The sequence below is a fragment of the Vibrio bathopelagicus genome, from assembly GCF_014879975.1.
Classification (GTDB): Bacteria; Pseudomonadota; Gammaproteobacteria; order Enterobacterales; family Vibrionaceae; genus Vibrio; species Vibrio bathopelagicus.
Window position 1 is genome coordinate 2,603,154 of record NZ_CP062500.1, and the last position, 12,698, is coordinate 2,615,851.

16 protein-coding genes are annotated in these 12,698 nt (G+C 44.3%); 8 read left to right on the top strand and 8 right to left on the bottom strand.

Annotated features, from left to right (window positions below; genetic code table 11):
- Positions 1-10 precede the first annotated feature (10 nt).
- The 4 genes from IHV80_RS11410 to IHV80_RS11425 all read left to right on the top strand — a co-directional run bounded on the left by IHV80_RS11410 (position 11) and on the right by IHV80_RS11425 (position 2,903).
- Entirely contained in the window at positions 11-1,588 is a 1,578-nt protein-coding gene (locus IHV80_RS11410) for an alkaline phosphatase (protein ID WP_192889125.1), read from the top strand.
- A gap of 205 nt (positions 1,589-1,793) precedes the next feature.
- On the top strand, positions 1,794-2,102 hold the full coding sequence (locus IHV80_RS11415) for a ribbon-helix-helix domain-containing protein (protein WP_017084064.1): 309 nt from the start codon (positions 1,794-1,796) through the stop codon (positions 2,100-2,102).
- Positions 2,103-2,181: 79 nt separating this feature from the next.
- A complete protein-coding gene (locus IHV80_RS11420) occupies positions 2,182-2,577 on the top strand; it encodes a VOC family protein (protein WP_017084065.1) in 396 nt (131 codons plus the stop codon).
- Between the two features lie 35 nt (positions 2,578-2,612).
- A complete protein-coding gene (locus tag IHV80_RS11425) occupies positions 2,613-2,903 on the top strand; it encodes a putative quinol monooxygenase (RefSeq protein WP_017084066.1) in 291 nt (96 codons plus the stop codon).
- Between the two features lie 61 nt (positions 2,904-2,964).
- On the opposite strand, the gene IHV80_RS11430 is transcribed toward IHV80_RS11425, so the two are convergent.
- Positions 2,965-3,405, bottom strand: a complete 441-nt coding sequence (locus tag IHV80_RS11430) for a YcgN family cysteine cluster protein (RefSeq protein ID WP_017072529.1) — start codon at positions 3,403-3,405, stop codon at positions 2,965-2,967.
- 159 nt (positions 3,406-3,564) lie between these two features.
- Between IHV80_RS11430 and IHV80_RS11435 the strand changes: the two genes are divergently transcribed.
- The 3 genes from IHV80_RS11435 (at position 3,565) to IHV80_RS11445 (ending at position 5,455) form a co-directional block, all read left to right on the top strand.
- Positions 3,565-3,813: a YkgJ family cysteine cluster protein gene (locus tag IHV80_RS11435; protein ID WP_004734153.1), complete on the top strand. Its 249-nt coding sequence runs from the start codon at positions 3,565-3,567 to the stop codon at positions 3,811-3,813.
- 102 nt (positions 3,814-3,915) lie between these two features.
- Positions 3,916-4,605, top strand: coding sequence for an aquaporin Z (aqpZ, locus tag IHV80_RS11440; RefSeq protein ID WP_192889126.1), 690 nt, complete (start codon positions 3,916-3,918; stop codon positions 4,603-4,605).
- Positions 4,606-4,786: 181 nt separating this feature from the next.
- A complete protein-coding gene (locus tag IHV80_RS11445) occupies positions 4,787-5,455 on the top strand; it encodes an outer membrane beta-barrel protein (protein ID WP_192889127.1) in 669 nt (222 codons plus the stop codon).
- 97 nt (positions 5,456-5,552) lie between these two features.
- On the opposite strand, the gene recR is transcribed toward IHV80_RS11445, so the two are convergent.
- From recR to IHV80_RS11480, 7 genes are all read right to left on the bottom strand, one after another.
- On the bottom strand, positions 5,553-6,152 hold the full coding sequence (gene recR / locus IHV80_RS11450) for a recombination mediator RecR (protein WP_017111149.1): 600 nt from the start codon (positions 6,150-6,152) through the stop codon (positions 5,553-5,555).
- 81 nt (positions 6,153-6,233) lie between these two features.
- Positions 6,234-6,563, bottom strand: coding sequence for a YbaB/EbfC family nucleoid-associated protein (locus tag IHV80_RS11455; protein WP_009848672.1), 330 nt, complete (start codon positions 6,561-6,563; stop codon positions 6,234-6,236).
- A gap of 180 nt (positions 6,564-6,743) precedes the next feature.
- Entirely contained in the window at positions 6,744-9,020 is a 2,277-nt protein-coding gene (dnaX, locus tag IHV80_RS11460; RefSeq protein WP_192889128.1) for a DNA polymerase III subunit gamma/tau, read from the bottom strand.
- A 17-nt stretch (positions 9,021-9,037) separates the two neighbouring features.
- Complete coding sequence (apt, locus tag IHV80_RS11465; RefSeq protein ID WP_017106168.1) at positions 9,038-9,583, bottom strand: adenine phosphoribosyltransferase; 546 nt, start codon at positions 9,581-9,583, stop codon at positions 9,038-9,040.
- A gap of 163 nt (positions 9,584-9,746) precedes the next feature.
- Complete coding sequence (locus IHV80_RS11470; RefSeq protein WP_192890764.1) at positions 9,747-10,118, bottom strand: YbaN family protein; 372 nt, start codon at positions 10,116-10,118, stop codon at positions 9,747-9,749.
- A 74-nt stretch (positions 10,119-10,192) separates the two neighbouring features.
- Positions 10,193-10,330, bottom strand: coding sequence for a hypothetical protein (locus IHV80_RS11475; protein WP_017106167.1), 138 nt, complete (start codon positions 10,328-10,330; stop codon positions 10,193-10,195).
- 148 nt (positions 10,331-10,478) lie between these two features.
- Complete coding sequence (locus tag IHV80_RS11480; RefSeq protein WP_192889129.1) at positions 10,479-11,582, bottom strand: response regulator; 1,104 nt, start codon at positions 11,580-11,582, stop codon at positions 10,479-10,481.
- 228 nt (positions 11,583-11,810) lie between these two features.
- On the opposite strand from IHV80_RS11480, the gene IHV80_RS11485 reads away from it, so the two are divergent.
- Positions 11,811-12,686, top strand: a complete 876-nt coding sequence (locus IHV80_RS11485) for a LysR family transcriptional regulator (RefSeq protein ID WP_004734167.1) — start codon at positions 11,811-11,813, stop codon at positions 12,684-12,686.
- Positions 12,687-12,698 lie beyond the last annotated feature (12 nt).

Here is a 12,698-nt window from a genome sequence, read left to right on the forward strand (position 1 = left end):
GGGATAAACAATGAAGCAGCTTATAAAACCAGTTATTGCCGTAATGGCAACTTCCACACTTTCATTTAACGTGCTTTCAGCGGAAATAAAAAACGTTATCTTAATGATTGGCGATGGCATGGGACCACAGCAAGTGGGTTTGTTAGAGACTTACGCAAATCGAGCACCGAATTCGGTCTATAAAGGGAACAAAACTGCCCTTTACCAACTGGCGCAAGAAGGAGTTATAGGCTCATCTCTTACCCACCCGGAAGACGCAATCGTGGTTGACTCAGCTTGCTCAGCGACCATGCTTGCGACTGGTATTTACAGCGGTTCAGAAGTGATCGGTATCGATTCTCAGGGTAACCATGTTGAGACGGTACTTGAGAAAGCGAAGAAAGCGGGCAAAGCGACCGGTTTAGTTTCCGATACGCGCTTAACTCACGCAACTCCGGCTTCCTTTGCCGCTCACCAACCTCACCGTTCTTTAGAGAATCAAATTGCATCCGATATGCTCGCTACTGGCGCTGATGTAATGCTCTCTGGAGGGCTGCGTCATTGGATCCCTAAATCGACCAACGACAAAGGTGAAACTTATAAGCAGCTTGAGCAGCTGACTCAAGGTGACATTTACCTAAAATCAAAGCGCAAAGACGACCGTAACCTTCTAACTGAAGCAGAGAAAGGCGGCTACCAACTGGCGTTTAACCGCAACATGCTAGACGACGCTAAGGGAGATAAGCTACTTGGCCTATTTGCTTACTCTGGCATGGACGATGGCATTGCTTACAGCAACAAGAAAAAGAGTGGCGAACGAACTCAACCAAGTTTGAAAGAGATGACACAAAAAGCACTCAACGTTTTATCCAAAGATGAAGATGGCTTTTTCCTAATGGTCGAAGGCGGCCAAATAGATTGGGCTGGCCACAGTAACGATGCAGGCACGATGCTGCATGAATTGCTTAAATTCGATGAAGCAATCCAGACTGTGTACGAATGGGCGAAAGATCGTGAAGACACACTCGTGATTGTAACCGCAGACCACGAGACAGGATCTTTTGGTTTCAGCTACTCGTCGAATAACCTACCAAAACCACAGAAACGATCTGGCGAAGCCTTCGCTGATCGCGACTATGCACCCAACTTTAACTTTGGCGCATTCGATATTCTTGATGGTTTATACAATCAGAAGCAAAGCTACTACGGCATGATCAGCGAATTTCAGAAGCTGGATAAATCACTACAAACACCTGAAAAGCTGGCTGAGATCGTCAACAAAAACAGTGAGTTCCCTATCACAGCGGAACAAGCGAAAAACGTATTAGCAAGTAAGCCGAATCCATATCGACTGGCTCAGCACAAATACCTAGCTAAAGAAGAAGTGCCAGCGATCAATGATTTCGATGCATTCTTCCCTTACAACGACCGTGGCAACCTGCTTGCACGTGAACAAGCAACAGGCCAAAACATCGTTTGGGGTACTGGTACACATACTCATACACCAGTGAACGTGTTTGCTTGGGGGCCTGCTGAAAAGATACTGCCCGTTTCGAAAATCATGCACCACTCAGAACTGGGTGAGTACATTAAACAGCAAGTAAACTAGTTCGGGTTCAGTCGAGATTCACCAAGCTAAATGAGAAATTATTTAACTGATAAATCATGCACTAAATAGATTACGACGACCAAAAAACTCAATATTTAAGCGCCCATAGGGCGCTTTTTTACAAGCTATTCGTCAATCATTATATTGACGAATAAAATATTAATCGACAGTATACAAACTTACCTTTCAATCGATGACCCCAAACATGTGTGAAATATTCGCTAAGCAGCCCAAAGAAAATTATCAATTTGTCACCCGCTCAATTCGGATTGAAGGCCATGCGACCAGCGTCAAATTAGAAGCTAGTTTTTGGTCCATACTAGAAGAGATTGCCAATAATCAATGCCTTTCAGTTCCGAAGTTCATTAGTACCATTTATAAAGAAGCATTACTGCATAATGGTGAAGTCACTAATTTTGCGTCGCTATTACGTTGTGCATGTTTAACTTATGCAAGCCAACCACTGCAAACAATGTCGTTCGCGAATAACCAACTCACCGCACAATCTATATAATTCACTCATTGTCGTACTCTAGTACTACCTATACTACTAAATCCATCAGTATTCTATCCGTATATAAAAAGGAAGAATAATGACAAAACTAATCCACAGTATGGTTCGAGTCAGTGATTTAGAGGCTTCAATCAATTTCTATTGCTCAGCTTTAGAATTAGAGATCAGCGACCAATATGTCTTCGACAACTTTACCCTCACCTATTTAGCAAACGCGAAAACAGCTTTCGAGCTAGAACTCACTTTCAATCATGATGCAACCGAGATATACACCCACGGTTCGGGTTACGGGCATTTAGCCGTGAGTGTTGAAGATATCGAACAGGCACATAAAAGAGTGACTCAATTAGGGATTACAGCCAGTGAAATTAAAGCTTTTGACCACAATCAGGCTCACCTTGCAACTTTCTTTTTCATTACCGACCCAGATGGTTACAAAATTGAATTTCTCCAACGTCAAGGTCGTTATCTTTAACTGAGATTAAAAATAATAAACAAGAGGGACTAACTATGATTCACTTAACCGCAGCTTTTACTGCGCAAAAAGGTCAAGAAGAAAATTTACGCAAGCTTCTAACAGACATGCTAGAGCCAACCAGAAATGAAAGTGGAAATATACGCTACAGCCTGTTCCAAGAAGCTGAAGATAACACTAAGTTTCTATTTCAGGAGCAATTTTCAGACCAGCAAGCGCTCGATACACATTGCCAAGCTCCACATTTTGTTTCACTTTTGAAAAACCTTGAAGGGGTGCTAGCAGAAGAACCTAACATCACTTTTTATAACGCGGTTGAGTCGTAATTTAAAGCCCCAAAACAACAAAGGCACTCTAGTGAGTGCCTTTGTTTTCTGAATATATAATCTACGTACGATTCGGGTGATTCAGGATGTGGTCTTCCCAATCGACAACATCAATTTCGTATACCACTTTGTTACGAACACTTTCACCAGCAGCATGCATCTCTGATTTAGAACCCGTGATCAATGGGTGCCACTCTGGAATCGGCTTAGATTCTGATAGAAGACGGTAAGCACAAGTATCTGGTAGCCAATGGAACTCATGAATCTTGTCACGAGTTAGCTTCAAACACTCTTCACCTGAAGTGAAGCGATTCGGGTAGTCTTTACACGAACATGTTTTGTCGTTTAACCAGCTGCACGCCACGTTGGTGTAGTACACTTCATCGCTATCTTCATCCATTAGTTTATGTAGGCAGCACTTACCGCAACCGTCACAAAGTGATTCCCACTCATTCTCGGTCATTTGCTCTAGTGTCTTTTCTTGCCAAAATGGATTCGTCATAGGATTACTTCTTACTCTTTTACTGGGGTGCGTGTTATACCGTTAGCCCATAAAAAGTTCAAGGATAAAAATTGTTCATTCTGTGATCCAATCAATAGCTGTCACTCCCATTGTTTTTTGCTACTATCGCGCACCCTGTTATTTAGTGAGTTTAATTTGATGGAATGTCGTTTAGGTTGTGGAGCTTGTTGTATCGCTCCGAGTATTACATCTGCTATTCCTGGAATGCCTAATGGCAAGCCTGCTGGCGTACGCTGCATCCAATTAAATGAGCAAGACCTGTGTAAGTTATTCGGCCAACCTTCACGCCCTAAAGTGTGCCACCAGTTCAAAGCCTGCCCTATTATTTGTGGAAAGACGGACCAAGAAGCACTCGATAACCTTATCGAATTAGAAGCGATTACCTAACCGATATTCGTTCTTTTATTCTGATTATCCTATATAAGATTTCACACCTTTGGTGAATCTAAACTATCTTATTGATACTAGTACAGATTAATAAGGACAGTTATGAACAGGTATATCGCAGAAATGTTTGGTACGTTTTGGTTAGTGTTAGGGGGCTGTGGTAGCGCCGTTCTAGCCGCTGCTTTTCCCGATGTCGGTATTGGCCTACTAGGGGTCTCTTTAGCTTTTGGTTTAACCGTGCTCACCATGGCGTTTGCTATCGGACATATATCCGGCTGCCATCTCAACCCAGCCGTCACTATTGGCCTTTGGGTTGGCGGGCGCTTTAAGGCCAAAGATGTGCCCCCTTACGTAGTCGCCCAAGTGATCGGCGGCCTTATTGCCGGTGGTGTGTTATATGTAATCGCTTCTGGGCAGGCGGGCTTTGACGTTGTAGCATCTGGATTTGCCGCAAATGGCTACGCTGAACACTCGCCAGGTGGCTATTCGTTAACAGCGGCACTTGTCTGTGAGGTGGTAATGACCATGGTGTTCCTATTCGTGATTATGGGCGCAACCGACTCAAAAGCACCAGCTGGATTTGCACCTATCGCGATTGGTCTTTGTTTAACCTTGATCCACCTTATCAGTATCCCCGTAACGAATACTTCAGTAAACCCAGCTCGAAGTACCGGAGTAGCCATGTATGTTGGCGGCTGGGCAGAGAATCAATTGTGGCTATTTTGGGTCGCTCCGATTCTTGGAGCCGTAATTGGCGCAATCATCTACAACGCTGTTCGTGGTAAAGATTAACTATAGATTTCACACCGCAAACTGACAAAGCCGCGAACTGAGCGGCTTTTATTTTGTTGCAAGCCCCCTAACTCCTCCACGTGATAACCTCTGGTTAACAGGGATATTCCATCGGTTCATTAGCGTTCAATTATCAGCCTTAGCATAATGCACGCAATTCCCTATACCTATGGACACAACAATGAACAAAACATTTCTTGTACTAGCTATCTCTTCTTTAACGGCAACAACAGCTATCGCTAGTGAATCAGCACCAACCCCTGAATTAATGCCAGAACCAATTAAAACCGAGTTTTTTGTTGGTGGTGGTTTAGGCTACCACTCGGCTAAAGCTCAAATATCAGAGCCTGGCTTTAAAGAAAGCAAAACAGCCAAAGGCGCTGCTTTCCATATTCGTGGCGGTGCTTACATTCAAGAAAACCATCGTATTACCGGTACAATTAACTTTACTGGTGACAACGAACTATGGCACAGCGGAGTTACTGACTACGATGATGAAATTAACCTAGACCTTGCACAAACCGAGTTCCTTGTTTCTTATGACTACGTTCATGCTATTAACTCTCAATTCTCCGTATTCGGTGGCGCGACTGTTGGCATAACACAAAACACTTTAAAAGTGGAGTATATTAATCTAATTGACCCTTCAGAGAATGGTTCAGCTAAATCTAAAGAAACCGACTTTGTGTACGGTTTACAAGCAGGTGTTCAATACAAGATCATGAAAAACGTTTCCGCCGATTTCCAATACCGTCATATGTTCGAATCATATTCTGAATCAGTGGATGGTGCGAAGCTGTCTGTACCAAACAACAGTGAATTTACCGTGTCTGTCGATTACCGCTTCTAATTGGGTAGTGATATTCAGCTAAAGTGAATATAGGGAAGATATTCAGACTGCCTTAATAAAGAAAAAGCCGCTTAGTGATATTCACCAAGCGGCTTTTTTAGATCTTATGACGACCGAGTAAGGAGTGCGAAAGCGTGGTGCCATCCACCAGCTCTAGCTCACCACCAACGGGAACACCATGGGCGATACGACTTGCGTTCACTTCATGGGCATTACATAGCTCAGCAATGTAATGCGCTGTTGCTTCCCCTTCAACTGTCGGGTTAGTCGCTAGAATTACTTCAGTGATATCGCCACGACGTAAACGGTAATCCAAGACATCGAGGCCGATATCACTTGGACCGATACCATCAAGTGGTGAAAGATGCCCCATAAGCACAAAGTAACGACCTGAATATTGGCCAGTTGCTTCAATGGCTGCAATGTCTGCAGGGCTCTCAACTACACAGATTTGACCGTTATCCTGACGTTTAGGATTGGTACAAATGTGGCAAGTATCTTCTTCAGTAAAAGTACGGCACTCATTACAATGACCAATTTCAGTCATTGCTTGGCTAAGAGCTTCAGCCAACTGTAGGCCGCCTTTTCTATCGCGCTGTAACAAATGAAAGGCCATACGCTGCGCCGACTTGGGGCCAACCCCAGGTAGACAACGTAAGGCCTCCATCAAATGCTCCAGCATATGACTGGTACGCATATTTAACCGTTCTAACTTTTAAAGTAACGGCCTATTTAAAATAGGCCGTTGATAGAGACAAGTCTCTTATAAATAAGTCGCTTAGAAAGGCATTTTCATACCTGGTGGAAGTTGCATCCCACCAGTTACGCCAGCCATTTTCTCTTTTTGAGTCTCTTCAACACGACGAGCTGCATCGTTGAAAGCGGCTGCGATAAGATCTTCAAGCATCTCTTTATCGTCTTCCATTAGGCTTTCATCGATATCAACGCGACGAACACTGTGACTACCAGTAATCGTAACTTTTACAAGGCCAGCACCTGACTCACCTGTAACTTCCATATTTGCGATTTCTTCTTGAAGCTTTTGCATGCGCTCTTGCATTTGCTGGGCTTGCTTCATCATGTTGCCCATACCGCCTTTACCAAACATGTTATTACTCTCTGGTCTAATTGGTTTATTAAAATCATTTAAGCTACTAAGGGCTTAAATGGGGGTTAAAGCTCTATGATTCAACCCCATGAGTTCAGTTCTCTGATTTGCTTTCCAAGGATGATATGCCCATCACTAAATGAAAGATGTATCCTGGTAGAACATTGCATTGGAGGAACGTTATATTGGACGAACGCTATCTCTATCAAGCTCGGCAGCAAAACGTCTTTCGATAAACTGTACGTTGGCATCATTCTCCAAACTGGAAAACGCGTCTTTCAACTTGCTTTGATACAGCCTTTCTCTTAATTCTAGTGGCGTTTCCCCACCATCGCCGATTTCCACACTCAAATGACACTCTTCTCCTAACACTGCATTGAGCGACTGTAATAGCTCGCTTTGTGCGCGGTCGGTATTCAAGTGAGCTTGGCTTGCTCTCAACGTTAAGGCAATCGAAGTGCCATTTTTATCAAACACTGAGTTCAACGCTAACTGTTCGACAAGCTTCGCGGTCTCTAGCTTTTGAATCGTGGCGGACCAGTCATCTTGAGCAATAGATTCTTTGAGCAATTTCTCGACCATTTCTGGTGTCTTGATATGCTCAAGCGCGCGCTTGATCTGAGTAGGTGTAAGCTCTTTGCTGACTTCTTTTACTACAGGTTTAGACGGTTTCCAACGATAAGGTTCATTATCATTGGTAACATTTTCTGTCGAAGAGGTCTTTAAAGAAGCTGGCGACACCCGCTCAGAACCACCGTGTTGCTGAGCAACTCGGTCAAGAACTGAAGTTTTAGCTGGTGTCGCTTTAGCCTTTTTTGGCGTTGAACCTTTGCTTTCTGGAGCAGCACTGCTTCTACGTTGCGAACGCAGTTGGTGGCGTAAACCACTCACTGGCGATGAAGAACGTGCTGGTTGTTCTTGTTGCGTCGGTTCGGTACTTGCCTGTTGAGGCTGGCTCTGATTCGTCGCTTGATTCTGCTGTGGTGGCATTTGCTGAGTCGTTGGACTCATCGCTTGCTCCGTACCGTAGCTAGGACGTTCGTCATAAGCTGGTGGCGCGTCATACTGACTGTGCGGGTAATCCTGTTCTGGATAACCTTGGTTGCCTGAATGATCAGCGTAACCTTGCGAATCTGAATATTGTGCCGGGTTCTGTTGCTGTTGCACAGACTGCTGCTGAACAGGTGGCTGAACAGGCGCTTGTTGCTGCACTTGAGGCTGCGAAGCCGCAGGAGCCTGAGCGGGCTGTCTCGGAGCGGCCATTGGCGCAGGTTGACTCACAGGCTGAGCAACGCTTTGAGCTGGAGCTTGTCCTTGAACTGCTGGCGCTGGGCTAGTCGACTCAGTCGAGATAGCCGTCGCACTAATTTGCTCTGCAGGTCTGAATGCCAACATACGCAGAACCACCATCTCAATGCCAACACGAGCGGTTGGTGATAATGGTAGGTCTTGACGCCCTTTCAACACAATCTGATAGTACAGCTGGATATCTTGTGGGCTCAACGCTTTGCTAAGCAGCTCTAGACGTTCAGCATCAGGCTGCGCTTTATCTAAGGTTGATGGCAGTGCTTGGTACATAGCCAAACGATGTAATTGGGTCGCAAGTTGACTCAACAACCCATCCCATTCCACGCCATTCTCGGCAAGGCCTTGGATGCAAGCCATCGCCACTTGTGGCTGCTTACTGCTGATAGCTTCAAGCAGATGAATCGCTTGGTCAGTGTCCAGCGTACCGAGCATATGAGCAACAGTGTCCGTTTCGACATTACCGTTACCCAACGCAATAGCTTGATCCGTTAGACTCAGTGCATCACGCATACTGCCGTCAGCAGCATGAGCAATCATGCCTAATGCACGAGACTCAGAGGTCACACTTTCCTGTTCAAGAATATGATCGAGCTGCTCGTGGATATTATCGACGCTAATCGGCTTGAGATGGAACTGAAGACAACGCGAGAGAATCGTAACCGGAAGCTTTTGTGGATCGGTCGTTGCGAGCAAGAACTTCACATACTCAGGCGGCTCTTCTAAGGTTTTTAGAAGCGCGTTGAAACTGTGCCTAGAGAGCATATGTACTTCATCGATCAGGTAAACCTTGAAGCGACCACGTGCAGGCTTGTACTGGACGTTGTCCAAAAGCTCACGGGTATCTTCTACCTTAGTTCGAGATGCAGCATCGATTTCAAGAAGATCAACAAAACGACCTTCATCGATCTCTTTACAGGTTGCACACTCACCACAAGGTGTTGAAGTAATGCCTGTTTCACAGTTTAGGCCCTTAGCAAATAAGCGGCCGATGGTCGTTTTACCGACACCTCGAGTCCCGCTGAACAGGTAAGCATGGTGCAACCTGTTCTGGCTAAGTGCATTCTCTAATGCTGTTAAAACATGGGCTTGACCAACCACTTCTTTGAATTTGGTTGGTCGCCATTTTCGCGCTAACGCAAGATAGCTCATGAATAATTCCGAAAGGATTAGTGACCGTCGAATTCGCAGATGCTAAACACTTCAAGGTCTAAACCTTGTAAGCGTTTTTCACCACCGATTTCTGGAAGGTTAATAACGAATGCAGCGTGCTCTACCACACCGCCAAGTTGACGGATCAACTTAGTTGTTGCTTCAATCGTACCGCCAGTTGCTAGCAAGTCATCAACCATAAGTACTTTGTCGCCTTCAACAATAGCATCCGTATGGATTTCTAACGTATCTGTACCGTACTCAAGCTCATAAGATTGTGCCACAACTTCACGAGGCAGCTTGCCTGGCTTACGAACAGGAACAAAGCCAACACCTAGCTCTAGAGCTAAAGGTGCACCAAACAAGAAACCACGAGCTTCAGTACCCACGATCTTAGTAAAGCCCATGTCCTTATATGTTTCCGCTAACAGTTCAATAGTCGCTTTGTACGCGGCTGGATCTTCCATCAAGCTTGTCACGTCACGGAATAAGATACCCGCTTTTGGGTAATCAGGAATGGTTTTGATGCTTGCTTTGATCAGAGCGATTTTTTCTGTGTTCATAATCTTATGCACTTCATTAGGCCGCTTTCCAAACTCTCGTTAACGAGTCAAACACGTTAATGCACTGGATTAAGGAAAGGTACGATTGGTATTCATTGCAACGAGAGTCATAACTCTGATTGCTGAAATAATAAACGCCCGCTATTGAAGCAGGCACACTGGCTTAATGGTAGTGATTTTCTTTGCTGTCAGCAACCAACTCATGGGTTGGAAGTCGCATAAACCATGTGAGAAGAATAACAAGTACACAAATTAGGAAGGCCTTGACCCAAATGATCGGGGCAAAGTAGATCGATACCGCAAAACTTAACAAGATAAAGAATACACCACGCGTTTTAACTTGCTTAGTCACAGCACCATGTTGATACCAATTGTTCAGTAACGGGCCGAGCGTTTTATGCTCATGCATCCATTTATGAACTTTAGGGTTGCTTCGCATAAAGCATGTGCTAGCAAGAAGGAGGAAAGGTGTTGTAGGCAGAACAGGTAAAACAATACCTAAAACCGCGAGGAATATACAAAGGCCACCAGCAATATTCAGGCTTATAACTCGAACGCTAATTGTGGCCTCCTTGAGTTAGCTATCATAGGTTGACTAAAATAACTTAACTAGAATGTTGCGTAACCATTGAATACGCGAATCAACGTTAGTGTTGCTGGTAGCAATGGAATCATTAAAAATGCGGCTAAAAAACCGAGAAAATAGAATACATTAAACGGGTCTTTAAAGTCTTTGTTATCTGCCATGATTGCTTCTTATTTTTGTTAGTAAAGGTAAGTATCTGGCGAACCAAACCCGCTTTGCTAAATCGACATTTAACAAAAAAGGCATAGCCACACCATTTGCGCAACTATACCTTAATCAATTATTCACAAAAACCGAGGAAAAATAGGGTTAATCAGTTGACCCTTGGTGGATATCTAAGCTGAAGCTCGCCGAACCCAGTAGGCTCAATGTCAGCTGACACCCCTGTTGAATGGGCAGGTCACGAGTAATGAAGTTCTTCTTACAGTTTTCGCCCAAACGCTCCCCTGCAGCAATATGTTGATTCAATTCACCATTTGACCACTGCCCATCTAAACCCGCAGGTAAAATAGAAATGGTTCCCTCAGCAAGATCGGCGACACCGAATAAAGCGTTAACTGGTGTTGAACACTTAGAGCATTGGATTCCTTTTTCTAGAATCTCAGCAATATCTTTGAGATCAGCATTAAAATCTTTGCGGTTTCTTAAGTAATCATGGAACAGAGCTCTCACCAACAATGTGGTTGCAGAGCCTCCCTTATCAGCAGACGACGAATCTACGAGGTAAAAAGCAAATTGCCCGTTCATCATCCACGCGTAATCGAAAACGAGTGGCATCATTTCTGTCGACTGCAGCAATCGGTAGCTACAGCGCCACGAACCTTGTTTGGTGTCTTTTTCAGGTAGCAACGCATGCAACAAGTCTTTTGCAGCACTTGGATTTTCTTGCAGATAATTTAGGTGCCAATGCAGTTCTTGGTCTTCGGGGATCTCTCCTCCGTCATCGACACAAAACCATTGGCTTGAGAAATCTCGTTGATCTGAAATATTGTCGAACGAATCTTTTAATGTATTCGCTATCGCACTTCCTAAGTGGCCATGATCTTCCAACGGTTTAGCTAGAAAGTCTTTGATACCAAAACGCAGTGCTTTTGCGACATCTGACATGTCATCGGTCCCTGATACAACGATCATAGGCAATGACGGGTACTCCAAGCTAAGCTCTTCTACTAGCTCGATGCCGTCCAAAATCGGCATTGATAAGTCACACACAATTAAATCTGGCGCTGAGTCTCTAAGCTTTTGCAGAGCGTCCAGTCCATTTTCAGCCTCAACCACTTTATAACCAATCTTTTCTAAGTACGCGCTGGTTATACGGCGAAAAATAGGATCATCATCAACCAACATAACGCATTTCTGGTTGGGAACTTCCTGAGCCGAGGTCATTACTGGCTGACTGTGAGTTTTGTACATAATCTATAACCTCACAAAACTAAGTCGAATTATTATTGTTATCTGTTCTAAGAACTAATATAAAACTTAGTAATAAAATGCTAAATACACAAATGTGCACTCTTTACTGGTAATTCGTGACGAGGGTTGGAATACTTGTAAATAGTGCAACGAGTTGACGTAACGCAAACATTGATCTCACTGTTACGTATAAATTAGATGAGATTGTAAACAAATGTGTCTGGATTTATGAAATTAGATGATTTAAACCTCTTTCGACTCGTCGTTGAAAATGGGAGCTACACCGCAACATCGCGCAAGACTATGATTCCGGTTGCGACCATTACACGACGCATCCAAGCCCTAGAAGATTCTTTGAACCTAAGGCTTCTCAATAGACACGCGCGTAAACTCTCTTTAACAGAGGCTGGCGAACGTTTTTTCAATGAATGCTCTCCGTTACTGCAACGTCTGTCTTCTACTGCAGAAGAGCTCACTGACGTATGTAAAGGTGCTTCAGGGAAGATTCGTATTACCGCGCCCTCCAACCTGACTAAGCGCATGATGATGCCGATGTTCAGCGAATTCATGACTCAATACCCTGATATCAATATTGAGTTAATGATGAATAACCAAGCTGATCAGCTCGACCCAACAGAGTGGGATGTCATTTTCAGAGTCGGTCCGCAGCGTGACTCAAGCTTAATTGCCAGAAAGATCAGTGAAGTCAAAGACATTCTGATCGCAAGCCCTGACTATTTAGCGAAGAACCCAGCTCCAAGCCACGCGGAAGAGCTGGCGAATCATTCTCTACTCAAAGGTTACCCACTCATTAAGTGGCAACTGAGTAACTCGAATGAAGAGACAGTGGTCAACAGCGAGAAAGGTCGTTTCAATGCCAATGCGCTTAATGTCGTGAGACAAGCCTGTTCTGAGGGCCTAGGTATCACCCTAATGCCCGATGTAATGATCCGTGAATACATTGAAGATGGCAGCTTAGTGCAAGTCTTAGAAGACTGGAGTGCTAACCCTCGTGATATTTACATGCTTTATAACCACAAAGACCACCTGCCAGAGAAGGTTAGATTGTTTATCGATTTTGTGATCGCATACCACATTCACTAAAATTCAATCCCC

Bases quoted from the DNA above. Each gene is read 5' to 3' on its own strand.
- IHV80_RS11485 (WP_004734167.1), top strand. From the start codon at position 11,811: ATGAAATTAGATGATTTAAACCTCTTTCGACTCGTCGTTGAAAATGGG.
- IHV80_RS11475 (WP_017106167.1), bottom strand. From the start codon at position 10,330: ATGGCAGATAACAAAGACTTTAAAGACCCGTTTAATGTATTCTATTTT.
- IHV80_RS11455 (WP_009848672.1), bottom strand. From the start codon at position 6,563: ATGTTTGGTAAAGGCGGTATGGGCAACATGATGAAGCAAGCCCAGCAA.
- IHV80_RS11430 (WP_017072529.1), bottom strand. From the start codon at position 3,405: ATGACGAATCCATTTTGGCAAGAAAAGACACTAGAGCAAATGACCGAG.
- dnaX (WP_192889128.1), bottom strand. From the start codon at position 9,020: ATGAGCTATCTTGCGTTAGCGCGAAAATGGCGACCAACCAAATTCAAA.
- IHV80_RS11420 (WP_017084065.1), top strand. From the start codon at position 2,182: ATGACAAAACTAATCCACAGTATGGTTCGAGTCAGTGATTTAGAGGCT.
- IHV80_RS11480 (WP_192889129.1), bottom strand. From the start codon at position 11,582: ATGTACAAAACTCACAGTCAGCCAGTAATGACCTCGGCTCAGGAAGTT.
- aqpZ (WP_192889126.1), top strand. From the start codon at position 3,916: ATGAACAGGTATATCGCAGAAATGTTTGGTACGTTTTGGTTAGTGTTA.
- IHV80_RS11435 (WP_004734153.1), top strand. From the start codon at position 3,565: ATGGAATGTCGTTTAGGTTGTGGAGCTTGTTGTATCGCTCCGAGTATT.
- recR (WP_017111149.1), bottom strand. From the start codon at position 6,152: ATGCGTACCAGTCATATGCTGGAGCATTTGATGGAGGCCTTACGTTGT.
- IHV80_RS11415 (WP_017084064.1), top strand. From the start codon at position 1,794: ATGTGTGAAATATTCGCTAAGCAGCCCAAAGAAAATTATCAATTTGTC.
- IHV80_RS11410 (WP_192889125.1), top strand. From the start codon at position 11: ATGAAGCAGCTTATAAAACCAGTTATTGCCGTAATGGCAACTTCCACA.
- IHV80_RS11445 (WP_192889127.1), top strand. From the start codon at position 4,787: ATGAACAAAACATTTCTTGTACTAGCTATCTCTTCTTTAACGGCAACA.
- IHV80_RS11425 (WP_017084066.1), top strand. From the start codon at position 2,613: ATGATTCACTTAACCGCAGCTTTTACTGCGCAAAAAGGTCAAGAAGAA.
- apt (WP_017106168.1), bottom strand. From the start codon at position 9,583: ATGAACACAGAAAAAATCGCTCTGATCAAAGCAAGCATCAAAACCATT.